We start from the raw sequence: 23846 nt of genomic DNA, 5'->3' as shown, positions 1-23846 counted from the left end.
TAATATCGTGTTTTCTAAAGAAAATCCGGCTGGAAATCATACCCTTATTTACATTATACCCATGCTTTCACTTACTAGACATGTAATTTTCATTCTCATAAAAAACTTGGTAAAAAACATGTCTTTTAAAAAAATGGACATAGTAATAATGGAGGTGTAGATAGATGGCAGATAAAAAAAATCAAAATGATGAACAAAAACAGGATAAAGATAATCCGAATTTAGAGCAGAACAAAAGAGAAAAACCAGTTTCGCAACTTGGCAAAGTTATCTCAACAGGTTTTATCGGTGGTGTATTTTGGAGTTTTTTAGCATACTTATCTTCACTATTGAATTTTACAGAAGTTAGTCCCAATCTTATCCTCCAACCGATTGCGTTAGGAGATTGGAAAAATGGTACGCTTGGAGAATTTATTAGTATTGTTTTAATAGGGTTACTATCGATTGGTGTTGCTTTGGCTTATTATGCTATTTTAAAACGATTCAAGTCAATGTGGATTGGGATTTTATATGGAGTTGCATTATGGGGTCTTGTTTTTTTTATATTAAACCCTATATTTCCAAATCTTAAAACTGTTTTTGAGTTATCGCGCGCCACGATTGTGACAACAGCATGCCTTTATATTCTGTACGGAGTTTTTGTTGGCTACTCGATTTCCTTTGATCACAATGAATTAAATACGAACAATGAGAATTAGATGAAAAACGTGAGTTAACGTCTAATGGATAAAGGTTAATCTAAGCTACTATTACGCGATCATTATTATATAGCGGTATTATCATGAAACCTATATAAATAGTTATTGCTGAGAAACTAGTCTTAGAATGTTTATAAGCATGAATTAGTGAGATTCCGCCCTCATTTGCTAAAGGAAAACATAGTATGAAAGCGATTAGTTATGATAGAATGTTCATTAGCTGAACATTCTTTTTTTATAGGCTCTTTTAAAGCTCACTGTTGTTGTTGGCACTTTGTTGATTGGGACGAACGCCCTCAGCGGAAATCAACAACCAAGTTTAACAGGGCAATTAAATAGTAAGATGATGATGGTTTCGCTTTTTTACTACGAAATGAGGTGCAAGAATTCATGAAGTTTTTAGTGATAAATGGACCAAACCTGAATAGACTTGGCTTACGCGAGCCTGCTATTTATGGGTCCAAAACATTAACTGATTTAGAAATGGATTTGTTAGCGTTTGGAGAAGTTGAACAAATTGAAGTCACTTGTTTTCAATCAAATCATGAAGGTGATATCATTGATGCCATCCATGAAGCCGAGGATCAATTTGATGGGATTGTATTGAACCCTGGAGCTTTTACACATTATAGCTACGCGATCCGTGATGCTATTGCAAGTGTATCATTCCCGGTTATTGAAGTTCATATTTCAAATGTTCATGCAAGAGAAGAATTTCGCCACACATCTGTAACTGCTCCAGTCACAATCGGTCAAATCATCGGACTTGGTTTTAAAGGTTATGAGCTAGCAATGCTCGCATTAAAGGAGAGAGTAGGGGGAATCCAACGATGAAATTAGAAAAAATCCGCAACCGATTTCAGGAATTATCTATTGATGGACTTTTAATTACGAGTGAATTCAATCGCAGATACATGACTGGATTTACTGGCACTGCTGGTGTTGCCGTTATTTCTGAGAATAAGGCTGTTTTCATTACAGATTTCCGTTATACTGAGCAAGCAGCAAAAGAAGTCGAAGGCTATGAGATTGTCCAGCATAAAGGACCTATACATGAGGAAGTTGCATCAATCGTTTCCAAATTAGGGATTAAAAAGCTAGGCTTTGAACAAGACCACCTTACATATCAAGCTTATTCTTTCTATAATAAGTCTTTAACAGGAGCCGAATTTGTACCAGTATCAGGTGCAGTAGAAAAGTTACGCTTGATTAAGTCTCCTGCAGAGATTAAGATATTAAAGGAAGCTACAGAGATTGCTGACGCAGCCTATAAGCATATTTTAACGTATGTGAAACCAGGCTTAAAAGAAATTGAAGTTGCGAATGAACTTGAATTTTTTATGAGAAAAAATGGTGCTGTATCTTCATCTTTTGATATTATTGTTGCTTCAGGTTATCGTTCTGCATTACCGCATGGGGTAGCTAGTGACAAAGAAATTGAAAAAGGTGATTTTGTTACGCTTGATTTTGGTGCATACTACAAAGGATATTGTTCAGACATCACAAGAACATTTGCTGTTGGGGAACCGAGTGAAAAGTTGAAGAAAATTTATTCGACTGTTCTTGAAGCTCAGTTACGTGGCATGAATGGAATAAAACCAGGCATGACAGGTAAAGAGGCTGATGCTCTTACACGTGATTATATTAGTGAGCAAGGGTATGGTGAGTATTTCGGACATTCTACAGGTCATGGATTGGGAATGGAAGTACACGAAGGACCTGCCTTATCACTTAGATCTGACACAGTTCTTGAACCAGGTATGGTTGTTACAGTCGAACCCGGTATTTATGTAGCAGGTCTTGGTGGAGTAAGAATTGAAGATGATACAGTTGTCACCAAATCCGGAAATGAGTCACTGTCTCATTCACCAAAAGATCTTATTATTTTGTAATAGGGAATACATGTTCTTTACATATAAGAATAGACACTATTTTTTAGAACCAATGAGGCCAAAAGAGGTCCCACGTTCTAAAATCCCTTATTTAAGTTATTTAGGAGGACTTTTTTCATGATTTCAGTTAACGATTTTCGTACAGGACTAACAATCGAGGTTGATAACGGCATTTGGCGTGTAATGGATTTCCAACACGTAAAACCTGGTAAAGGTGCAGCATTTGTCCGTTCTAAATTACGTAATCTTCGCACAGGAGCTGTTCAAGAGAAAACGTTCCGAGCTGGCGAAAAAGTTGCGAAGGCTCAAATTGAAACACGTAGAATGCAATATCTTTATGCAAATGGAGATCAGCACGCATTCATGGATACAGAAACATATGATCAAATCGAATTACCATCAACTCAAATAGAATATGAATTAAAATTCTTAAAAGAAAATATGGAAATTCAAATTATGATGTTTGGTACTGAAACTTTAGGTGTGGAATTACCAAATACAGTTGAGTTAGAGGTTACTGAAACAGAACCAGGTATTAAAGGTGATACTGCTTCAGGTGGTACGAAGCCAGCGATCTTAGAAACTGGTTTATCCGTTCAAGTTCCATTCTTCATTAACGAAGGCGATCGTCTAATCATTAATACGACTGAAGCTTCTTACGTTTCACGTGCGTGATATATAATGTCCTGTAAAAGAGGTGCTCTAATGCACCTCTTTTTTGCATGCTTTAAGAAAATCTACACGATTCCTTAATAATCGCCTTCATTAAAACTTTAGCTGCTTTTTTAACACCACTTCTATTATCCTCAACGTATTCCTCAGCAATTCCTCTAATTTCAAGAATACATGTCGGAGCATGCTTGCAAACATTTAATAATCCAGTTAGAATTCGCCCACGATGTTTCCCTTCCCATAAGGAAAGTGCTTCTTTTAATATTGGAAATGCAGCAAGTGCTTCAGGTTCACCAATCTCTGCAAAGTTACAAATTGTTTGGACAGAGTAATCTCTTACAATCGTACTTTTATCTGTACGAATCTGTTCGCTTATTGCTGGTAAAAGAGAAAAGATTTGCTCTGAAATATATGGAGTGAGTAACGATATTGTATGGGTTGCTTCCCAGCGAATACGTGTGGAATTAGATGCTAGTAAAGGGAGTATTAGACTTGTAAAAGGCACGACTAATTCAGGTTTTTCCTCGGAAACCTTTGTAAATACCTCTACACAATCACCAATTAACGCTTTGTTATTACTTGTAAATCCTTCTACTAGTTCATTTAGTAGTTCTGGGGTATGGATACATTCCTTTGCTACGATTCGATTGCCCTCTTCTGTTTTCTCTCCAATTTGAGATGATAGTTTAGAAAAAATTAACAGCGTTTACACCCCTTAACCAATAAGCATTTTTTCTTTTTATTATAAACCTTCCTTGTCTAAAATACCTACCTTTAGCATATGGTGTACAAACTGTACTTTAGGAGGACAACATGAAACGATTTTTTTCTCATATTGATTCAACTGTTTTAACAATGGCAGGCTTACGCTTTTTGTCTGCCTCAATCGAATTAACAGCAGCTATTTTAATGTTGGTATTCAATGATGTAAAAAAGGCCGTCACAATCAATTCACTCTTAGCAATCGTGGGTCCAGTAATTTTTATAGTTACGATGACTATTGGTATCTTCCATATTGCTGATCAATTATCCTATGCAAAATTGCTGTTTATTGGTCTTGGTGTGTTTTTTATTTTATTTGGAATTTATAAGTAGAAAGAAGAAGTTTAGAAAGGCAAAAATCATCAGGACAATTAAGTCATGAATGTGGTCAAGCATGCATACATTGAAAGTAACAATTGGCTAATAGGAGGAAGCGGTGTGAAGGAAATAATTGAGATGCTTCCGGAATCGATCAGTAACCAGATAGGGAAACTACATCCTGCAAGTTTGGGGCGAATTGAGGAAATCCGCATTCGTGTGATGAAACGGGTCGAAGTCATCATAATGGGGAAACCTGTTTTTCTATCATATGTAACGACATATGAAGACTCAATTAATCTACTAAACGAGCTAAGTCACTATTCGATTTATACATTAGAAGAAGAATTAAAAAAGGGCTATATAACAGTTCGTGGAGGGCATCGCGTTGGTCTTTCTGGAAGAGTTATTACGGAAAATGGACGAGTTAAGGCGATTCGTGATGTTACTTCATTTAATATCAGGATAGCTAGAGAAAAGATAGGTATTGCAGAGAATTATATTCCATATTTATATGCTGGAAAGTGGTTGAATACGTTAATTATTGGTCCGCCACAAACAGGTAAAACAACATTACTTAGAGATTTTGCGAGAGTAATAAGCAGTGGCTTTAAGCAGATCGAATCAAAAAAGGTAGGAATTGTTGATGAGCGATCAGAAATTGCAGGTTGTGTGAAGGGGGTTCCACAGCATCAGCTTGGTGAACGAATTGATGTTCTCGATGCTTGTCCAAAAGCGGAAGGCATGATGATGATGATTCGTTCAATGAGTCCTGATGTATTAATTGTGGATGAGATTGGTACGAAGGAAGATGCAGAAGCAGTGATGGAAGCCGTTCATGCAGGTGTACAGTTATTTGTTACTGTTCATGGGTATCAAGCTAGTGAGCTAACCAATCGCCCTACATTAAAGATGTTATTGCAAGCAAATGTATTTGATCGATATATGGAATTATCTAGAAAAGATGGACCTGGAACTGTTCAACAAATCCTTAATCAACATGGTGAGTATTTACAAATAGAAAGAAGTGGGATCAAATGATCAAGTGGATGGGTGCGTTACTCATAATTCTTGCAACAACCTGGGCTGGCTTCGAAGCTGCAAAACATTTAAGTGAAAGAACAAGGCAGCTTAGACAGCTTAAGGTAGCGCTGCAATCATTAGAAGCTGAGATTATGTATGGACATACATCGTTAATTGTTGCAGCTCAACATATTTCAAAGCAATTACCGAAACCCTTATCAATCTTTTTCGAGCAATTTGCAAAAAAGCTAGAAAAAGGTCATACGAGTGTTAAGGGTGCTTGGGAGGAAAGTCTTCAAGATGTTTGGCGTTTCACAGCCTTTAAACAAGGTGAATATGAAGTGTTAAAACAGTTTGGCGAAACACTTGGTCAACATGATAGAATCTCACAGCAAAAACATATAAAGTTAACGCTTTCGCACTTAGAGAGAGAAGAAGCAGATGCAATTGATCGGCAAAATCGTTATGAACGTATGATGAAAAGTCTAGGGGTACTAGCTGGTTTACTTTTAGTCATTTTATTGATGTAGAAGTGGAAGGGAGTCGTCGCAGGTGGGCGTAGATATAAACACAATCTTTCAAATTGCCGGGATAGGAATAGTCGTTGCATTCCTTCACACAATTTTAGATCAAATGGGAAAAAAAGAATATGCACAATGGGTAACACTCATTGGCTTTATTTATATTTTATTTATGGTTGCATCAATTGTAGATGATCTATTTAAAAAGATAAAATCGGTCTTTCTTTTCCAAGGGTAAGGGGGGCTTCTCATCGAAATTATTCAAATTGTAGGTCTAGGGCTGATCGCAACCTTTCTTGCCCTAATCGTAAAAGAGCAAAAGCCCACCTTCGCCTTTATGCTTGTCGTATTTGTTGGTTGTGTTATTTTTTTATTTTTAATCGATCAGGTATATGAAATTATTCGAATGGTTGAACGAATTGCGATACATGCGAACGTTAATCTCATATATGTTGAAACGATTTTAAAGATAATTGGAATTGCTTATATAGCAGAGTTTGGTGCGCAAATAACAAAGGATGCTGGACAAGGTGCAATCGCATCTAAGATTGAACTAGGCGGGAAGATTCTTATCCTAACGATGGCAATCCCGATTTTAACCGTCATTATTGAAACAGTTCTTGGAATGATTCCAGGTACGTAATAGTGTGATAGGAAATTTGTATAAAGTTTGGGGGTGTGTAAATGCGAACGTTTCTAGCTCTTATTCTTATTTCACTCTTTCTAGCAATCCCAATAAATGTACAAGCCTCTGAGACACCTCAGCAGACTGAAGAACCTGATACTCCTAATGCAAATATGATTGTCGATGAGCAGGTAGAAAAGCTCGAGATTAATGATATTAAAAACTATTGGGATGAAGTGATGACAGAATATGGTGGTTTTTTACCGGAAAGTCAGAAAGGTAGTTTGCTGCAATTTTTAAGTGGGGAAAAGGAACTTTCCTTTCAAGAATGGATGAAGGCGTTTCTGAAATTTTTATTTCATGAGCTACTAGCGAATGGGAAATTACTTGGTACATTAATCTTGTTAACTGTTTTCAGCATGTTGTTGCAGTTATTACAAAATGCATTTAATCAAAGCGCAGTAAGTAAGGTTGCCTACGCTCTCGTCTATATGGTGTTGATCATAATCGCTCTAAATAGTTTTCATGTCGCTATTCAATATACAAATAATGCCATTCAATCTATGACTAATTTCATCCTTGCGTTAATTCCCCTCTTATTAGCTTTAATGGCATCTTCAGGTGGACTAGCTTCAGCAGCCTTTTTTCATCCGGTTATTATCTTTTTAATGAATACAAGTGGATTGTTGATCCAAAATATTGTATTACCGCTACTGTTTCTCTCGGCCTTATTGAATATCGTGAGTACATTGACAGATCAATACAAAGTGACACAGCTTGCAGGATTACTTAGAAATATAAGCATTGGCCTGCTTGCATCGTTTTTAACTATATTCCTTGGTGTAATATCTGTTCAAGGTGCTTCTGCAGCTGTTACAGATGGGATCACAATTCGAACGGCAAAGTTTATTACCGGAAATTTCATCCCTGTTTTAGGAAGAATGTTTACCGATGCGACAGATACGGTCATTAGTGCATCGATTTTATTGAAGAATACAGTTGGAGTGATCGGTGTAGCGATCTTGTTGTTAATTGCTGCATTTCCCGCAATTAAAGTGTTATCGCTAGCGTTTATTTATAAATTCGCCGCGTCGATCCTACAGCCTCTAGGTGGAGGTCCGGTTATCGCGTGTTTAGATATTATTAGTAAAAGTGTTATCTATATTTTTGCAGCATTGGCAATTGTCTCTCTCATGTTTTTTTTAAGCTTAACTGTGATAATTGCCGCTGGTAATCTGACAATTATGATGCGGTAAAGCAGGATTATTCGGACTTTAATGAGGAGGGGGGAATCTACTTTGTCATTTTTAACAGAATGGATTACTAATATTATCGTATTTATTCTACTAGCTGTGGTTATTGATTTATTATTACCAAATTCATCGATGCAGAAATATGCAAAAATGGTTATTAGCCTATTATTAATAATTGTCATAATCAATCCAATCTTTAAATTATTCAACACAGATATGAATGTAATCCTCTCGGAATTCCAGTCTGTAGCACCATCAGAAGAAAATGAGGTAAAAAATTTAATAGAATTTCAGAAAAAAGAAATACAAGCCTCACAACGTGCATATATTTTAGAACAAATGGCTGTCCAAATGAAAACGATGGCAAAAGAGGAGCTGGTGCAAAACTATGACTTAACGATTGAAACAATCCTTCTTTCCGAATCTGAACAAGTAGACGACATAAACTCTCAGAATGATCTCCAGCATATCCGTGTAGTCTTACAACAAAATGAAGCTGAGGAAGTAGCAGGACAAGAAGCAGTTGAAGCTGTCCAATCAATATCGATTGACACCACAAAAGAACTTCCAACTGACGATCCAGAAGCACAGCTAAATTCAGAAGAGATTACCGCGTATTTAGCAAAAATTTGGGAAGTAGAAGAAGAAAAAATCACACTCGAATTGGAAGGGGGGGAGGAGTCATTAGATGAGCAATAAAGAAAGCTTCATCCAAAAGCTAAAGTCCTTACTTAGCCAGTCAAATTCTAAGAAACCATCAAAATTTCAATATTTTATTCTTGTTTTCGTATTAGGGATAGCGTTCATGCTTATTAGCAATCTTTTTACTACTGATGAAAATAAGAATAACGCTTTACCAACTACTTCTACAGCTACTGATGAAAGTACTGAAGTGTTTAAGCAAACAAAGGGAGATAGTACTGGCTCCATCTCTGACTATGAAGCCGAATATGAAAACCAATTAAAAGAAGTACTAGAAACAATATCTGGTGTAGGAAATGTTTCAGTTGTAGTGAATGTTGATTCAACTTCACAAAAGATTGTTGAAAAAAACAGGGTTACTGGGAGCCAGGTTACAACAGAAACCGACCGTGAAGGCGGCAAAAGAGAAGTGGAAGACCAATCAATAGATGAACAAGTTGTCATCATTCAAGAAGGCGAAAAAGAGGTTCCGATTGTCGTGCAAGTAAAAAAACCCGAGGTTCGTGGAGTCTTAATTGTCGCTCAAGGTGCTGACAACATTCATATAAAGCAAACAATTATAGACGCGGTAACACGTGCATTAGGTGTACCTAGTCATCGTGTAGCTGTGGAGTCGAAAAAAATGAAGGAGGATGAATAGATGATGTTGAAAAAACAAACGGTTTGGTTATTAACAATGTTAAGTTTAGTGGTGGTATTATCCGTTTATTATGTAACTTCTCCAGACGGTGGAACTAGCAACATAGTCATGACAGAAGAGAATCAAGAGGTTAGTGAAAATACTGCAGATGTTAATGAGCTAGCGGAGGAAAAACAGCCAGCAGCTGAAGAAGAACAGCCTGCACAAGAAGAAGAAAAACAGCCTGCAACAGAAGAAGAAAAACAGCCAGCTGAAGAAGGTAAAGACGGCAAAGACGGCAAAGACTCTGAAAAAGGAGAGTCTCAGGATGAAACTGGAGCCAACGCTGAAGAAGGAGAAGTACAAACAGAAGAGCTTGAGGATGGAACTGTAATTTCTAGTGTGACTAGCGATGAATTATTTGCAGAATTACGTATGGAATTAGAAGATCAGCGCAGCAAAAGAAAGGGTCAATTAGATACAATCGTTGCAAGTAATGATACAACTCCTGAAGAAAAGAACGAGGCGTATGACGAAATGGAAGCATTAGACGAAGCAGCACATAAGGAAACAGTTCTTGAGACGCTTATTAAATCACAAGGCTATGATGATGCACTTGTTCGTGCAGAAGGAAACAATGTAAAAATTACAGTAAAAGCATCAAAAGAGCATGACAAATCTGCTGCTAACAAGATTATGGTGCTTGTAAGAGATGAAATGGAAAATATGGAGAACGTGGTCGTTACATTTGAACAATAATTAAGCTTTAAATATATGAAGTGGTCAATCTGATTATTAATCGGATTGACTTTTTTATTTTGGCTGTAGTTAATGCTCACTGTTGATTGGAACGGATACGTGATGCTCCCGGACAAATCGCGGAAAGTGAACGCTTAAGCGTACATCAACAACCAAGTTTAACAGGGACTTCATTTTAAAGAAATTAAAGATAATACTATTTTTCATAGTAACTAATTAGGTACATGAATGACAAGATGGTAAACTATAAGATAGAATGTAAAATACGACTAGCAAAGCTGAATAAAAAGGAAAACAATCAAAAACACTTATGAAAATCAGTAGAAACCTGAGGAAATGGGTACAATTGTTGTTGAATTTCTTCAGTGATGTATCGTAAGATAATATTATGGGACTAAGTTTTAGTACTAGACTATAAATTAGTAGATCATGTTTTTACGTAAATGATCATATGATTAAAGGGGTGCCTAAGCATGCTAAAAATACAAGAAATCAGAGAAATTATTAAATTAATCGATCACTCATCAATTAATGAATTTTCATTTGAGCACGAAGGTTCAAAAATAAAAATGAAAAAGCAATTACCTGAAGTCGAAACGGTAGTACGTACTGTAGCCACTTCCCCTACGCTTGAGTCAGTACAAGCACAACCAGTACAAGCCCAAGCACCAGTTGTTGGAGCTCCAACACAGGAAACTGTTGAAGCACCTACAGCTGATACATCTCATTTACATAAGATTACGTCTCCAATGGTAGGTACGTTTTATGCAGCATCTTCACCTGAAGCTGGCAATTACGTAGAAGTTGGATCAAAGGTTACAAAAGAATCAGTCGTTTGTATTGTAGAAGCAATGAAGCTCTTCAATGAAATTGAAGCAGAAGTGAAGGGTGAGATCGTCGAAATACTCGTTCAAAATGGACAGCTTGTCGAGTATGGTCAACCTTTATTCCTTGTTAAGCCTGAGTAAGGAGCCAAAATGATGATAAAGAAATTACTAATCGCCAATCGAGGAGAAATTGCTGTTCGAATTATCCGAGCATGTAAGGAATTAGATATCGAAACAGTTGCTGTTTTTTCTGAAGCAGATCGTGAAGCATTACATGTACAGCTTGCAGATGAAGCGTATTGTATCGGTCCAACTGCTTCAAAAGATAGCTATTTAAATTTTACAAACATAATTAGTGTCGCAAAATTAACTGGAAGCGAAGCAATTCATCCAGGCTATGGTTTCTTAGCAGAAAATGCAGATTTTGCAGAGCTTTGTAAAGAATGCAATATTATCTTTGTCGGACCAAGTGCAGAAGCCATTTCAAAAATGGGCACAAAGGATGTTGCAAGAGAAACAATGCGTAAAGCAGGTGTCCCAATAGTTCCAGGTTCTAAAGGAATTATCGAAAACATCGAAGAAGCAAAAATGCTGGCAAACGATATGGGATATCCTGTTATAATAAAAGCAACTGCTGGTGGTGGTGGAAAAGGTATCCGCGTTGCTGTAGATGAGCAAGCACTAGTAAAAGGGATTGAAATTACCCAACAAGAGGCAGCTACTGCATTTGGTAACCCAGGCGTTTATATTGAGAAATACATTGAGGATTTCCGCCATGTTGAAATTCAAGTGTTAGCTGATTCACATGGAAATGTTATTCATCTAGGTGAACGTGACTGTTCCATTCAACGTAGACTGCAAAAACTCATCGAAGAAACGCCATCACCTGCGCTCGATGAAACAATTCGTGCACAAATGGGTGATGCCGCAGTTAAAGCAGCAGCGGCAGTAGCTTATACAGGTGCGGGAACGGTTGAATTTATTTTTGATCATATTAATAAAAAGTTTTACTTTATGGAAATGAATACACGTATCCAAGTAGAGCATCCGGTAACAGAAATGGTAACTGGAATCGACTTAATTAAAGAGCAAATCAAAGTTGCTTCAGGAGAAAAATTACCTGTGACTCAAGATGAGGTTACATTTAATGGCTGGGCAATCGAATGCCGAATTAATGCCGAAAATCCAGAAAAGAACTTTATGCCATCTCCAGGTAAAATTGAGATGTACTTGCCCCCTGGTGGTCTAGGTGTTAGAGTAGATTCAGCGGTATATCCAGGATACTCAATTCCACCATACTATGATTCAATGATAGCAAAGTTGATAACGTATGGTGCAACAAGAGATGAAGCAATTGCTCGAATGAAGCGTGCATTAAGTGAATTTGTTATAGAAGGAATTTCTACAACAATTCCATTTCATATGCGACTTCTTGAACATGAAAAATTTGTATCAGGTGATTTTAACACGAAATTTTTAGAAATGTATAAGGTCATGGATTCGTAAATTTATTCGGAGGTGCTGACCCTTGAAAGATACTAATAACGTTTTAGAAATGAATCAAGATTATAACGGTTTAGGCAAAGTAGAGATTGCTCCAGAAGTAATAGAAGTCATTGCAGGTATTGCAGCATCAGAAATAGAAGGTGTTGCGTCAATGCGTGGAAACTTTGCAGCAGGAGTAGTTGAGCGATTGGGTAAGAAAAATCACGGTAAGGGTGTAAAAGTTGAACTTACTGAAGAAGGCATCGTTATCGAAGTTTATTGTGTCATGATTTTTGGTGTATCTATTCCTACTGTGGCACAAAAAATTCAGGATAACATCCGTCAAGCTTTACTGAACATGACAGCTTTAGAAGTTAATGAAGTAAACATACATGTTGTGGGAATTCAATTCGAATCACGTACACAAGAAGTTGAAGTTGATCAAGAAATGTAATTTGAATTAATCTTTGATCAAGAGCAAAACCAGAGGGTTGGCCCCTTTGGTTTTCTTTTGTTTTTGAAAGTGTTTATAGATTTTCAGGCGACTGGTTATATTGTTATTATAGAAATAAAATAAACCACGAATGTTTTATAAAAATAAAGCCTTTTCATTCGGAAATACATAAAAACAATCGATTTTCGGCATGAATCTGACAGTTGGATATGGTATGATCACTTTATGACATTCGACTTTTAAACATTAAAGGAGCAAGTAAAGAATGAAACGAAGAACAGCAAGAGAAAAGGCACTACAGGCGCTATTTCAAGTGAATGTTAGTAATATAGAACCAAATGAAGCAATTGAGCATGTACTAGACGAGGAGACTCCAGATCAATTTATGAACAGTCTTGTTTTCGGAACAATCGAACACGAAAAGGAGCTAGACGAGTTAATTACGCCTCACCTAGTTAATTGGACAATTGATCGCTTAGCGAATATCGATAAAACGATCTTACGTATGGCTGCTTATGAGCTAAAATATGAGGAAGTTCCAGCAAATGTAACATTAGATGAAGCAGTGGAACTAGCAAAAGCGTTTGGGGATGATCATTCTAGTAAATTCGTCAATGGTGTCCTTTCTAAAATCAAAAAAGGCCTGTAAAGAGGTAATGCAAAGTTTGAGGAGGAATTAGAAATGACTGCAACTATTATTGATGGAAAAGAATTATCAAAAACAAAACGAAGTGAATTAGCAAAAGAAGTGGAACAAATTAAAGCAAAAGGCTTATTACCAAAGCTAGTCGTTATTTTAGTAGGGGACAACCCTGCTTCACTTTCCTATATTAGAGGGAAACAAAAGGCATCTGAGGAAATCGGTGTTGGCTTTAAATTAGAAAATTTCCCTGAATCTTTTACAGAAAAAGAATTGCTTGATGTAATTGAGCACTACAACAATAATGATGAATACCATGGGATATTAGTTCAACTGCCACTTCCTGCACATATTAACGAAACGGCTGTTGTTGAAAAAATTTCACCCTTAAAAGATGTTGATGGCTTCCATCCGATTAATATTGGTCGTATGATGACAGGTCAAGAAACATTTTTACCTTGTACACCAGCTGGAATTGTTGAAATGATTAAGTCAGTTGGCGTAGAAATGACTGGGAAGAATGTGGTTGTTGTTGGAAGAAGTAATATTGTCGGAAAACCAGTTGGACAACTTCTTTTAAACGAACATGCAACAGTTACTTACTGTCATTCAAAAACGAAGGATTTATCAGCTTTTACGAAAGAAGCAGACATTTTGGTAGCTGCTGTTGGCCGCGCTAATTTTATTAAAGGCGAGGACATTAAACCAGGAGCTGTTGTCATTGATGTAGGTGTTAACAGACTTGAAACTGGTAAATTATGTGGTGATGTTGTTTTTGATGAAGCGAAGGAAGTTGCAAGCTACTTAACACCAGTTCCAGGTGGAGTAGGTCCGATGACTATTACGATGCTAGCTCATAATACAGTTCAATCTGCGAAACAATTTCTAAGTACTAAATAAAACATACTTAAAAGCGGGACGGAGAAACGATCTGTATTACTCCGTCCCTATTCAGTCATTTTAAAGTTATTAGTTTAGTAAAGGAGGTTGTACTATGAGTGAAATAAAATATGTAACAGTTACAGCCTTAACGAAATACATAAAACGTAAATTTGATGTTGATCCTCATTTAACCGATATTTGGATAAAGGGTGAGATCTCAAATTTCAATTTACATAGTCGTGGTCATATGTATTTTACATTGAAGGATGAAAAGGCAAGAATTCAAGCCGTCATGTTCGCCGGTGCCAATAAATCCCTAAAGTTTAAACCGGAAAATGGTATGAAGGTTCTTATCCGTGGCGAAATCTCGGTTTATGAACAAAGTGGTGGCTATCAGGTTTATGTGAAGGAAATGCAGCCAGATGGTATCGGTAGTCTGTATTTAGCTTACGAGGAGCTGAAAAAAACTCTGCAAAAAGAAGGTCTTTTTGATCCAGTTCACAAAAAGCCAATACCAAAATATCCGGATCAAGTTGGGGTCATAACTTCACCTACAGGTGCTGCGATTCGTGATATTTTAACAACGATCAATCGTCGTTACCCACTTGCAAAGGTTATTTTAATACCAGCTCTTGTACAAGGAGTTCAGGCAGGTGCTTCTGTAGCGAAAGCAATAAAACAAGCGAATCAGCTAAATACATTAGATGTTTTAATTGTTGGTCGAGGTGGAGGCTCAATTGAAGAACTATGGGCGTTTAATGAAGAAATCGTAGCAAGAGAAATTTTCGCATCACAAATACCAATTATCTCTGCTGTAGGACATGAAACAGATTATACAATTGCTGATTTTGTAGCCGATTTACGAGCTCCTACACCAACAGGTGCTGCCGAACTAGCTGTACCTCATTTTTCCGAATTAATGGATCGCTTATTAGAACGTAAAAATAGGCTTAAAAGAACCATGCGGGAGAAAATAACCTCAAATAAAGACCGGTTAAACCATTATCAAACATCCTATGCCTTTAAATATCCAAAACAGCTTTATTTACAAAAGGAGCAACAATTAGATTTAATTGTTGAACGCCTTAATAAAGAAGGACAACGGGCCATCATTCATAAAAAAGACTCCTTCACACATGTGAAAAATCGACTAGCAAATGTACATCCAAAGGGTCAAGTGAAACGCTCAATGGAAGCGTATCAATTATTGTTTAAAAAGCTTAATCGAGAAATGAGTTCTGTACTAACCTATAAACATTCGCAATTTAATGAAACAATTGCTAAACTAAATGCATTAAGTCCGCTAAGAGTTATGGACAGGGGCTATAGCCTTGTTTATCATGAAAAAGAACTTGTTAAAAGTATTAATCAAATTGAGGCAGGACAGATGGTAAAAGTACAACTTAAAGATGGACAACTAGACTGTAAAGTACAGGGAATAGAGGAGAGATCCGTTCATGAGTAAGGAAGAGCAAAAAGCTAAGGAAGTATCCTTTGAACATGCCATGCAACAGTTAGAGGAAATCGTTGGGAAGCTTGAGGAAGGAGATGTACCACTTGAAAAGGCCATTGAATACTTTCAAAAGGGTATGGAACTTTCAAAGCTTTGTCATGATAAGCTACAGCATGTAGAAAAACAAATGGATTTTATTTTACGTGAAGATGGGGAATTAAAGCCATTTGAGCTGCAGGAGGAAGAAAAAGCGTGACCATACAGCTTAACGACTTTTTAGTTTCACGTAAACAAATCATTGAAAAAGCAATGCCTGAGTATATTGAAAAGCTTCAAGCACCAAAAACATTAAAAGACGCAATGCAATATTCATTAGAAGCAGGCGGGAAACGCTTGCGTCCAATTCTTGTTTTAGCATTGCTTCATACATACAAACAAACTGAAAAATTAGGTATAGCTACAGCTTGTGCGGTTGAAATGATTCACACCTATTCACTTATTCATGATGACCTTCCGTGCATGGATGATGATGACTTAAGACGTGGAAAGCCGACAAACCATAAAGTTTTTGGCGAAGCAATGGCCGTTTTAGCAGGTGATGGACTTTTAACACAAAGCTTTTCTCTAATTGTAAATGATCCTTATCCTTCATCGGAAAACAAGCTTCGCGTTGTTTCAGAACTAGTAAAAGCAGCTGGAGCAGAAGGCATGGTTGGTGGACAGGTTGCTGATATGGAAGGGGAAGCAAAAAATTTAACCCTTGAAGAACTTCAGTACATCCATGAAAACAAGACAGCTAAACTCCTCGGATTTAGCATCATTTCAGGTGCGATTTTGGCGAGAGCCCCTGAAGAGGATATCGAAAAACTACGTCAGTATGCTTATCATCTTGGTATTGCATTTCAAATTCGTGACGATATTTTAGATATTGAAGGGAACGAAGACGTTATTGGGAAGCCTGTGGGATCTGATACGACGAATGAGAAGACAACATATCCCTCCATTCTAACGATGCAAGGTGCAAAAGAAAAACTTAATGATCACATTGACCACGCAAAGACGATTTTAAATAGTTTATCTGTTTATTCAAATTTACTTGTACAAATGTGTGATTTAATAGCAAATAGGGATCATTAATCATGACGAAATTAAGTGTGAAGGATTTTACTAAAACCGTTTCCAATAGGTAGCGGTTTTTTGTCCTATTTACTCGATTTTTCAGAACTTCTCCACGCAGTGATGGACATAAAATATTGTAATTAAAGCTATTTTATGGTAAGTTTTTGCTTGCACATATTTGTCCTTTTAATAAGGGAAGTATTAGATGCTAAGATTAAATCTTAAATTGTTTTCAAATAAAAGAAGTTTACGTTAAAATATAAAGATAAGACTAAGGTATAAGAACAAATTATATACAAACACGAATATAGAATCAAACTGAACCCGAAAGTGAGTGATCCATTTGGATCTTCTATCCATTAAAGACCCAAGCTTTTTAAAAAAGCTATCGAATAACGACCTTGAAAAACTTAGTGCGGAAATTAGGCAATTTTTAATTGAAAAGCTATCAGAAACTGGTGGACATATTGGTCCAAACTTAGGTGTTGTTGAGCTAACAGTTGCCCTTCACAAAGTTTTTGACAGTCCTAAAGATAAATTTATTTGGGATGTAGGACATCAATCCTATGTTCATAAAATATTAACTGGAAGAGCGAATGAATTTGATACTTTGCGTCAATACAAAGGCCTATGTGGTTTTCCGAAACGCAATGAAAGTGAACATGATGTGTGGGAGACAGGTCATAGTTCAACATCATTATCCGCCGCAATGGGTATGGTCATTGCAAGAGATTTAAAGAAAACAAATGAACATATAATTCCCATAATCGGTGATGGAGCACTAACTGGTGGCATGGCTCTTGAGGCCTTAAATCATATCGGGCATGAGCAAAAGGATATTATCGTTGTTCTAAATGACAATGAAATGTCGATTGCCCCTAACGTTGGTGCGCTTCACAATGTTCTTGGCCGACTAAGAACAGCCGGAAAATATCAGTGGGTTAAAGATGAGCTTGAGTATTTATTGAAGAAAATTCCAGCTGTAGGCGGGAAACTTGCGTCAACAGCTGAACGAGTGAAAGATAGTTTAAAATATATGCTAGTCTCAGGTGTGTTTTTTGAAGAATTAGGTTTTACTTATTTAGGACCAATTGACGGACATAATTATGAAGATTTATTTGAAAATCTTCAATATGCTAAAAAAACCTCAGGACCAGTTCTTCTTCATGTGATCACGAAGAAAGGAAAAGGGTATAAACCGGCAGAAACAGATACAATTGGTACATGGCATGGCACTGGACCTTACAAAATTGAGACTGGTGATTTCTTAAAACCAAAAGTTGTTGGACCAGCTTGGAGTAAGCTTGTAAGTGATACAGTACTTAAGCTTGCTCGTGAGGATGAGCGAATTGTCGCTGTGACACCAGCAATGCCGGTTGGATCTAAGTTAGAAGCTTTTGCGCAAGAGTTCCCGGACCGAATGTTTGACGTTGGAATTGCTGAACAGCATGCTACCACAATGGCAGCTGGACTTGCTACCCAAAACATGAAGCCGTTTTTAGCAATCTATTCAACATTTTTACAACGAGCATATGATCAAGTTGTTCATGATATTTGCCGTCAAAATTTAAACGTATTTATTGGAATTGACAGATCTGGACTAGTTGGTGCCGATGGAGAAACCCATCAAGGCGTTTTTGATATTGCATTTTTACGACATTTGCCAAACATGGTACTTATGATGGCAAAAGATGAAAATGAAGGCCAACATCTTGTTAATACAGCTTTGAAATATAATGATGGACCTATCGCGCTACGCTATGCACGTGGAAATGGAATCGGTGTGAAAATGGATGAAGAGCTTAAAGAAATCCCGATTGGATCGTGGGAAGTTCTTAGAGAAGGTAGAGATGCTGTTATTCTTACCTTTGGCACGACAATTGAAATGGCAGTTGAGGCAGCTGAAACCTTAGCGAAACAAGGTAAATCGATTCGTGTGGTTAATGCACGTTTTATCAAACCTTTAGATGAATACATGCTTCATGATATCTTTGCTGAACATATTCCTGTATTAACCATAGAAGAAGCTGTTTTACAAGGTGGATTTGGAAGTGCTGTTCTAGAGTTTGCCCAAGAAAATAACTATTACGAATCAAAGATTTCCCGTATAGGTATACCAGATCAGTTTATAGAACATGGTAGTGTTTCTAAATTACTCGAAGAGATCGGTATGACAACAGAAGATGTTATTATCCAACTTAAAGCAATGATGCCTGAAAAAGAGAAAAAGGTACTTAGATCATGAGCAGTAAAAAGGAAAGACTAGATATTTTATTGGTTGAAAACGGTTTGTTTGAAACAAGGGAAAAAGCGAAGCGTGCGATTATGGCAGGAATTGTATACGGAAATGAAGAACGTTTAGAGAAGCCAGGAGAAAAGGTTTCCCGTGACCTTGTACTAACGATAAAGGGGAATACTCTTCCTTACGTAAGTCGTGGAGGCTTAAAGCTTGAAAAAGCAATGAAAGATTTTGATCTACATGTACGAGATAAAATCATGATTGATATTGGTTCTTCTACAGGTGGTTTTACAGATTGTGCTCTCCAAAATGGTGCTAAGCTCTCATATGCGGTAGATGTAGGCTACAATCAATTAGCATGGAAGCTACGTCAAGATGAGCGTGTAGTCGTTATGGAGCGGACAAACTTCCGCTATTCTACAGCTGCTGATTTTGAAAAAGGGTTACCAGAATTTGCATCGATTGATGTGTCCTTTATTTCGTTAAAGCTTATTTTACCTGTATTAAAAACAATTTTAGTTTCACATAGCGATATTGTGGCTTTAGTAAAGCCGCAATTTGAAGCAGGAAGAGAGCTAGTTGGAAAAAAAGGAATTGTTCGCGATCCAAATGTTCATGAGCTTGTTCTAAATGACATGGTCAGCTTTGCCCTAAAAGAGGGGTATGATATTTATAACTTATCATACTCACCGATCACAGGTGGAGATGGAAACATCGAGTTCCTTTTACATCTTCGCTTCGAAGGATTGCAAGAGGAAGGAACAAATCATTTTGGTATTCCTGCTAGTGATGTTGTTGAAGAAGCACATGCAAAACTAAAAGAGAATAAACTCAAAGAAAAGCAGGAAAATTAGCAATTGCTATTATCCTGTTTTTTTCTTGATGGAGAATACAGCTTGCTATCCTCTTTGGTTTTTCTAAATTATCTGGATATTCATGCAACTTATGAATTATTAGTTTTTTATCATTATAAGACAAAATAGCCCCGATAATCATTGTTTTATGCAGTTTAATCTAAATGATTTTTATTAAAACTGTACTTTTTAAGGGTTTTAATATAAGATGTAAGGTATAAACATGCAGAAAATGTATAAAAATGCATCATTGCAAAAAGGGGTGCTTTAATGAATAAAGGACAGAGACATATAAAAATTCGTGAAATAATATCAAACAATGATATTGAAACACAAGATGAATTAGTTGATTTATTAAAAGGAATGGGCTTTAATGTAACACAAGCAACAGTATCCCGTGATATTAAAGAGCTTCATTTAGTAAAAGTTCCAATGATGGATGGACGCTATAAATACAGCTTGCCTGCCGATCAGCGCTTTAATCCATTACAAAAGTTAAAACGTGCTTTAATGGATGCCTTTGTTAAAATTGACTCAGCTGGCCATATGCTTGTTATGAAGACTCTACCTGGAAACGCAAATGCAATTGGTGCTCTAATTGATAATCTTGATTGGGATGAGGTTTTAGGTACGATATGTGGAGATGATACGATTTTAATCATATGTAGAACTTCACAAGATACTGATTCAATATCAGAACGATTTTTGGACATGCTTTAAAGTTAGAAAAAACATGCGAAATAAGCCAAATTAAACAAGAGGTGTGATTTTGTTTGTTAGCGGAATTATCTATAAAAAACTTTGCCATAATTGAGTCGTTAACTGTTTCTTTTGAAAAAGGACTAACAGTGTTAACAGGAGAAACTGGTGCAGGTAAATCAATCATTATTGACGCAATTCATTTACTAGCTGGGGCTAGAGGATCTTCTGAATTTGTTCGCTACGGAGAGAAACGAGCAGAGCTTGAAGGGTTGTTCCTTTTAGATGATGAAAAACACCCTGTCTACACGAAATGTGACGAATTTGGCATTGATGTGAGCGACGGCATGATTGTTTTAAGACGGGATTTATCATCTTCAGGCAAAAGCATATGTCGGATTAATGGAAAGCTTGTTACTATTGCAATCTTAAGGGAGATAGGACAGTATCTTGTTGATATTCATGGACAGCATGACAATCAGGAGCTTATGAATGAAGAGAATCATTTAACACTGCTTGACCAATATGGTGGAAAAAAAGTAAAGCAAGCACTTGGAGAATATGTTGAAATTTATAAAAGCTTCGACTTGCTCCGGAAAAAAATCACCCAACTTTCGGAAAATGAGCAAGAGATGGCACATCGACTTGACCTCCTTCAATTTCAGTTAGAGGAAATAGAAAGTGCAAATTTACAACCAAAGGAAGATGAACTTCTACAGGAAGAAAAAACTCAGATTTCTAACTATGAAAAAATTTATGAATCATTGCAAAATAGCTACAATTCACTACATGGTGAGCACAAAGGACTAGATTGGGTCGGACATGCAATGAGTAATCTAGAAGATGTTGGTTCGATAAATTCTACCTTGAAGGAGCTCTCTGAAACAATTTCAAATGCATATTATCTACTTGAGGATCTTTCATATCAAGTTCGGAATGAATTAGAAGCACTTGAGTTTGATCCAGAGCGCTTAAATTTTGTAGAAAGTCGCTTAAATGAAATAAATCATTTAAAACGAAAATATGGGCAATCCGTTGAGGAAATATTAACTTATTCTGCTAAAATTGAAGACGAAATTGATACGATCAAAAATCGTGACAGTCATTTACATAAGCTACAAAAGGAGCTTGATTCTGTCCTTCAAGATCTAACGATTGAAGCAAATAATGTGACGAGCATTCGTAAAAATTTTGCAAAAGTGTTGATTGATGAAATACATCGTGAGTTAAAAGAGCTTTATATGGAAAAAACAACCTTTGATGTAAACTTTGCTAAAAAAAGAACTTCAACAAATGATCTGAAATATTCTCCTGCAGGTATTGATGAAGTGGAATTCTATTTGTCAACCAATCCTGGTGAACCATTAAAGCAGCTTAGTAAAACCGCTTCTGGTGGTGAGCTTTCAAGGATAATGCTTGCAATGAAAAGCATATTCTCGCAGCACCAAGGAATTACCTCAATTATTTTTGATGAGGTTGATACAGGTGTTAGTGGACGTGTCGCACAAGCGATCGCCGAAAAAATCTACCGTGTTTCAAACGGATCTCAGGTTTTATGTATAACACACTTACCACAAGTTGCGGCAATGGCTGACACTCATTTATATATAGCAAAAGAAACGAATACAGGCCGGACAAAAACAAGTGTTAAGCCGCTTGCTGAAGAGGAAAAAATTAAAGAAATAGGTCGCATGATAGCTGGTGTTGAAGTTACTGAGCTATCAAAGGAACATGCAAAAGAACTCCTAGCACTTGCACATACATCAAAAGGTTAACATAAAAAGCTGCCAATTAAGGTAGCTTTTTATTTGTATATGTTAGTCTTGAACCGAAATTATTCAATTATGCTTAAAACTTACAATAAAACCTTCAATTTTCTAGATATTCAAGTTATAAATGTGAGCTCAAAAGGCTAAATTAAAACTGTAGCCATATATAGTTTTGGTGTGTGTTAGGAGCGAGGAGAGTGAAAGTTATTGCAGACAGATAAAATCAGAAAAATAGTTGGTGTAATTCTCCTTGTTTCACTCATGAGTTTAGGATTTGTAAAAGAAGTGAAGGAATACGTGAAACTACCTAATAATATGTCGGTATTTGAGTCACAACATGTGAGCGTGCAAAGTTCGATTCCTGTAAATGCTACTCAAGACGCAGAAGAAGCATTTACAGTTCAAAAAAATAGTGATGGTAAGACACTTGATGTACATGGGAAAAAAGCGGGTGAAGGAGCAGTTGTTTTTGACCTAGCTGGCTTTCCAGTAAAAAAGATTGGTGTGAACGTCCTTCCTGATTTTAAGGTGATCCCTGGAGGACAATCGATTGGTGTAAAACTGAATACTCTTGGTGTATTGGTGGTTGGACATCACCAAATAAATACACCTGAAGGTAAAAAATCACCAGGAGAAATTGCTGGTGTACAGGTCGGAGATATCATTACAAACATCAATGGAACGAAAATTGAACAAATGAGTGATGTAACCCCTTTTATCCAAAATGCAGGAAAAACCGGTGAACCTCTTGATTTAGTTCTTACAAGAGAAGAAACAGAAGTAAAAACAAAGCTATATCCATTAAAGGATGAAAATGATCGATCATTTCGAATTGGCTTGTATATTCGTGATTCTGCTGCAGGAATTGGAACGATGACTTTTTATGATCCAAAGTCAAAAAAATATGGTGCATTGGGACATGTTATATCTGACATGGATACTAAAAAACCAATTGTTGTAGAAGATGGACAAATTGTCCGATCGACAGTCACTTCCATTGAAAAAGGAAGTAACGGAAATCCAGGAGAAAAACTTGCACGATTCTCAGGAGACCGTGAAGTAATCGGAAACATTACCCGAAACAGCCCGTTTGGGATTTTCGGAGAGCTTAATCAAGATATTAGCAATGGTGTAAATGATGAAGCATTGCCAATTGCACTTTCGAATGAAGTAAAAGAAGGTCCGGCAAAAATTCTAACTGTTGTTAACAATGATAAAGTTGAAGAGTTTGAAGTAGAGGTTGTTAGCTCAGTACCACAAAAATTCCCGGCTACCAAAGGGATGGTCATCAAAATTACTGATGAAAAACTATTAGATAAAACGGGTGGGATCGTTCAAGGTATGAGTGGTAGCCCAATTATCCAAAATGGAAAAGTAATCGGTGCAGTAACACATGTTTTTGTAAATGATCCAACAAGTGGGTACGGTGTTCACATTGAATGGATGTTAAATGAAGCAGGCATTGACATTTATTCAAAACAAAAACAGAAAGTAAGTTAATGAAAAGGCTGTCAAGGGAAATTTTCTTTCTTGGCAGTTTTTTTATTTTCTGCTTTTATTTTCATGAGGAATTATGTAAAA

The 23846-nt window shown here is 36.7% G+C and carries 27 protein-coding genes; 26 read left to right on the top strand and 1 reads right to left on the bottom strand.

The genetic code is table 11. From position 1 onward, the window contains the following. Positions 1-164: 164 nt before the first annotated feature. From HUW50_RS00445 to efp, 4 genes are all read left to right on the top strand, one after another. Complete coding sequence (locus HUW50_RS00445) at positions 165-698, top strand: YqhR family membrane protein (protein ID WP_066335279.1); 534 nt, start codon at positions 165-167, stop codon at positions 696-698. 390 nt (positions 699-1088) lie between these two features. Beyond that, on the top strand, positions 1089-1532 hold the full coding sequence (gene aroQ / locus HUW50_RS00440) for a type II 3-dehydroquinate dehydratase (RefSeq protein ID WP_185653569.1): 444 nt from the start codon (positions 1089-1091) through the stop codon (positions 1530-1532). Further along, on the top strand, positions 1529-2590 hold the full coding sequence (locus tag HUW50_RS00435) for a M24 family metallopeptidase (protein WP_185653568.1): 1062 nt from the start codon (positions 1529-1531) through the stop codon (positions 2588-2590). The genes aroQ and HUW50_RS00435 overlap by 4 nt, the downstream gene beginning before the upstream one ends. A gap of 117 nt (positions 2591-2707) precedes the next feature. Beyond that, positions 2708-3265, top strand: a complete 558-nt coding sequence (efp, locus tag HUW50_RS00430) for an elongation factor P (RefSeq protein WP_066335294.1) — start codon at positions 2708-2710, stop codon at positions 3263-3265. Positions 3266-3317: 52 nt separating this feature from the next. Here efp and HUW50_RS00425 read toward each other — a convergent pair whose 3' ends face one another. After that, a complete protein-coding gene (locus HUW50_RS00425) occupies positions 3318-3767 on the bottom strand; it encodes a hypothetical protein (protein ID WP_185653567.1) in 450 nt (149 codons plus the stop codon). 308 nt (positions 3768-4075) lie between these two features. On the opposite strand from HUW50_RS00425, the gene HUW50_RS00420 reads away from it, so the two are divergent. From HUW50_RS00420 to spoIVB, 22 genes are all read left to right on the top strand, one after another. Next, a complete protein-coding gene (locus HUW50_RS00420; RefSeq protein WP_066335303.1) occupies positions 4076-4357 on the top strand; it encodes a YqhV family protein in 282 nt (93 codons plus the stop codon). Positions 4358-4462: 105 nt separating this feature from the next. After that, positions 4463-5383, top strand: coding sequence for a stage III sporulation protein AA (gene spoIIIAA / locus HUW50_RS00415; RefSeq protein ID WP_066335310.1), 921 nt, complete (start codon positions 4463-4465; stop codon positions 5381-5383). Beyond that, positions 5380-5895: a stage III sporulation protein SpoIIIAB gene (gene spoIIIAB, locus HUW50_RS00410; protein ID WP_066335315.1), complete on the top strand. Its 516-nt coding sequence runs from the start codon at positions 5380-5382 to the stop codon at positions 5893-5895. The genes spoIIIAA and spoIIIAB overlap by 4 nt, the downstream gene beginning before the upstream one ends. A gap of 22 nt (positions 5896-5917) precedes the next feature. Continuing rightward, positions 5918-6124: a stage III sporulation protein AC gene (gene spoIIIAC / locus HUW50_RS00405; protein ID WP_026558844.1), complete on the top strand. Its 207-nt coding sequence runs from the start codon at positions 5918-5920 to the stop codon at positions 6122-6124. 12 nt (positions 6125-6136) lie between these two features. Further along, complete coding sequence (gene spoIIIAD, locus HUW50_RS00400) at positions 6137-6529, top strand: stage III sporulation protein AD (RefSeq protein ID WP_232329055.1); 393 nt, start codon at positions 6137-6139, stop codon at positions 6527-6529. Between the two features lie 41 nt (positions 6530-6570). After that, a complete protein-coding gene (spoIIIAE, locus tag HUW50_RS00395) occupies positions 6571-7767 on the top strand; it encodes a stage III sporulation protein AE (protein WP_066335323.1) in 1197 nt (398 codons plus the stop codon). 42 nt (positions 7768-7809) lie between these two features. Continuing rightward, positions 7810-8463 (top strand): stage III sporulation protein AF, encoded by a 654-nt coding sequence (gene spoIIIAF / locus HUW50_RS00390; RefSeq protein WP_066335328.1) that lies wholly within the window; start codon positions 7810-7812, stop codon positions 8461-8463. Further along, positions 8453-9106 carry a stage III sporulation protein AG gene (gene spoIIIAG, locus HUW50_RS00385; RefSeq protein ID WP_066335333.1) on the top strand — a complete coding sequence of 218 codons (654 nt, stop codon included), beginning with the start codon at positions 8453-8455 and terminating at the stop codon, positions 9104-9106. The genes spoIIIAF and spoIIIAG overlap by 11 nt, the downstream gene beginning before the upstream one ends. A gap of 3 nt (positions 9107-9109) precedes the next feature. Continuing rightward, positions 9110-9844 (top strand): SpoIIIAH-like family protein, encoded by a 735-nt coding sequence (locus tag HUW50_RS00380; protein ID WP_185654020.1) that lies wholly within the window; start codon positions 9110-9112, stop codon positions 9842-9844. Between the two features lie 473 nt (positions 9845-10317). After that, entirely contained in the window at positions 10318-10812 is a 495-nt protein-coding gene (accB, locus tag HUW50_RS00375) for an acetyl-CoA carboxylase biotin carboxyl carrier protein (protein WP_066335336.1), read from the top strand. Between the two features lie 12 nt (positions 10813-10824). Further along, complete coding sequence (gene accC / locus HUW50_RS00370) at positions 10825-12177, top strand: acetyl-CoA carboxylase biotin carboxylase subunit (RefSeq protein WP_066335339.1); 1353 nt, start codon at positions 10825-10827, stop codon at positions 12175-12177. A gap of 49 nt (positions 12178-12226) precedes the next feature. Beyond that, positions 12227-12610, top strand: coding sequence for an Asp23/Gls24 family envelope stress response protein (locus HUW50_RS00365; RefSeq protein WP_066335536.1), 384 nt, complete (start codon positions 12227-12229; stop codon positions 12608-12610). A 265-nt stretch (positions 12611-12875) separates the two neighbouring features. Continuing rightward, entirely contained in the window at positions 12876-13259 is a 384-nt protein-coding gene (nusB, locus tag HUW50_RS00360) for a transcription antitermination factor NusB (protein ID WP_066335344.1), read from the top strand. Positions 13260-13292: 33 nt separating this feature from the next. Next, entirely contained in the window at positions 13293-14150 is an 858-nt protein-coding gene (gene folD, locus HUW50_RS00355) for a bifunctional methylenetetrahydrofolate dehydrogenase/methenyltetrahydrofolate cyclohydrolase FolD (protein ID WP_066335349.1), read from the top strand. A 94-nt stretch (positions 14151-14244) separates the two neighbouring features. Continuing rightward, positions 14245-15597 carry an exodeoxyribonuclease VII large subunit gene (gene xseA / locus HUW50_RS00350; protein ID WP_185653565.1) on the top strand — a complete coding sequence of 451 codons (1353 nt, stop codon included), beginning with the start codon at positions 14245-14247 and terminating at the stop codon, positions 15595-15597. Next, entirely contained in the window at positions 15590-15841 is a 252-nt protein-coding gene (locus tag HUW50_RS00345; RefSeq protein ID WP_066335363.1) for an exodeoxyribonuclease VII small subunit, read from the top strand. Before xseA ends, HUW50_RS00345 begins: the two co-directional genes overlap by 8 nt. After that, positions 15838-16722 (top strand): polyprenyl synthetase family protein, encoded by an 885-nt coding sequence (locus HUW50_RS00340; protein ID WP_260445635.1) that lies wholly within the window; start codon positions 15838-15840, stop codon positions 16720-16722. Before HUW50_RS00345 ends, HUW50_RS00340 begins: the two co-directional genes overlap by 4 nt. A 325-nt stretch (positions 16723-17047) precedes the next feature. Further along, positions 17048-18949: a 1-deoxy-D-xylulose-5-phosphate synthase gene (gene dxs / locus HUW50_RS00335; protein WP_185653564.1), complete on the top strand. Its 1902-nt coding sequence runs from the start codon at positions 17048-17050 to the stop codon at positions 18947-18949. Next, the gene (locus tag HUW50_RS00330; RefSeq protein WP_185653563.1) at positions 18946-19797 is read left to right on the top strand and encodes a TlyA family RNA methyltransferase; all 852 of its coding nucleotides are present in this window, start codon (positions 18946-18948) and stop codon (positions 19795-19797) included. The genes dxs and HUW50_RS00330 overlap by 4 nt, the downstream gene beginning before the upstream one ends. 270 nt (positions 19798-20067) lie before the next feature. Continuing rightward, entirely contained in the window at positions 20068-20517 is a 450-nt protein-coding gene (gene ahrC, locus HUW50_RS00325; RefSeq protein ID WP_066335377.1) for a transcriptional regulator AhrC/ArgR, read from the top strand. A gap of 53 nt (positions 20518-20570) precedes the next feature. Beyond that, positions 20571-22271, top strand: a complete 1701-nt coding sequence (recN, locus tag HUW50_RS00320) for a DNA repair protein RecN (RefSeq protein ID WP_066335380.1) — start codon at positions 20571-20573, stop codon at positions 22269-22271. Positions 22272-22526: 255 nt separating this feature from the next. Beyond that, complete coding sequence (gene spoIVB / locus HUW50_RS00315; protein WP_066335539.1) at positions 22527-23765, top strand: SpoIVB peptidase; 1239 nt, start codon at positions 22527-22529, stop codon at positions 23763-23765. Positions 23766-23846 lie beyond the last annotated feature (81 nt).

Origin of the sequence: Metabacillus sp. KUDC1714, from assembly GCF_014217835.1 — a bacterium.
In the GTDB taxonomy this organism is placed as follows: domain Bacteria; phylum Bacillota; class Bacilli; order Bacillales; family Bacillaceae; genus Metabacillus; species Metabacillus rhizosphaerae.
This window is presented reverse-complemented; position numbering and strand designations above follow the sequence as displayed.

What these genes read in the sequence shown, in the direction of transcription:
- HUW50_RS00445 (WP_066335279.1), top strand. Translation starts at nt 165, where the DNA reads ATGGCAGATAAAAAAAATCAAAATGATGAACAAAAACAGGATAAAGAT.
- aroQ (WP_185653569.1), top strand. Translation starts at nt 1,089, where the DNA reads ATGAAGTTTTTAGTGATAAATGGACCAAACCTGAATAGACTTGGCTTA.
- HUW50_RS00435 (WP_185653568.1), top strand. Translation starts at nt 1,529, where the DNA reads ATGAAATTAGAAAAAATCCGCAACCGATTTCAGGAATTATCTATTGAT.
- efp (WP_066335294.1), top strand. Translation starts at nt 2,708, where the DNA reads ATGATTTCAGTTAACGATTTTCGTACAGGACTAACAATCGAGGTTGAT.
- HUW50_RS00420 (WP_066335303.1), top strand. Translation starts at nt 4,076, where the DNA reads ATGAAACGATTTTTTTCTCATATTGATTCAACTGTTTTAACAATGGCA.
- spoIIIAB (WP_066335315.1), top strand. Translation starts at nt 5,380, where the DNA reads ATGATCAAGTGGATGGGTGCGTTACTCATAATTCTTGCAACAACCTGG.
- spoIIIAE (WP_066335323.1), top strand. Translation starts at nt 6,571, where the DNA reads ATGCGAACGTTTCTAGCTCTTATTCTTATTTCACTCTTTCTAGCAATC.
- spoIIIAG (WP_066335333.1), top strand. Translation starts at nt 8,453, where the DNA reads ATGAGCAATAAAGAAAGCTTCATCCAAAAGCTAAAGTCCTTACTTAGC.
- HUW50_RS00380 (WP_185654020.1), top strand. Translation starts at nt 9,110, where the DNA reads ATGTTGAAAAAACAAACGGTTTGGTTATTAACAATGTTAAGTTTAGTG.
- accB (WP_066335336.1), top strand. Translation starts at nt 10,318, where the DNA reads ATGCTAAAAATACAAGAAATCAGAGAAATTATTAAATTAATCGATCAC.
- accC (WP_066335339.1), top strand. Translation starts at nt 10,825, where the DNA reads ATGATAAAGAAATTACTAATCGCCAATCGAGGAGAAATTGCTGTTCGA.
- HUW50_RS00365 (WP_066335536.1), top strand. Translation starts at nt 12,227, where the DNA reads ATGAATCAAGATTATAACGGTTTAGGCAAAGTAGAGATTGCTCCAGAA.
- nusB (WP_066335344.1), top strand. Translation starts at nt 12,876, where the DNA reads ATGAAACGAAGAACAGCAAGAGAAAAGGCACTACAGGCGCTATTTCAA.
- folD (WP_066335349.1), top strand. Translation starts at nt 13,293, where the DNA reads ATGACTGCAACTATTATTGATGGAAAAGAATTATCAAAAACAAAACGA.
- xseA (WP_185653565.1), top strand. Translation starts at nt 14,245, where the DNA reads ATGAGTGAAATAAAATATGTAACAGTTACAGCCTTAACGAAATACATA.
- HUW50_RS00345 (WP_066335363.1), top strand. Translation starts at nt 15,590, where the DNA reads ATGAGTAAGGAAGAGCAAAAAGCTAAGGAAGTATCCTTTGAACATGCC.
- HUW50_RS00330 (WP_185653563.1), top strand. Translation starts at nt 18,946, where the DNA reads ATGAGCAGTAAAAAGGAAAGACTAGATATTTTATTGGTTGAAAACGGT.
- ahrC (WP_066335377.1), top strand. Translation starts at nt 20,068, where the DNA reads ATGAATAAAGGACAGAGACATATAAAAATTCGTGAAATAATATCAAAC.
- spoIVB (WP_066335539.1), top strand. Translation starts at nt 22,527, where the DNA reads ATGAGTTTAGGATTTGTAAAAGAAGTGAAGGAATACGTGAAACTACCT.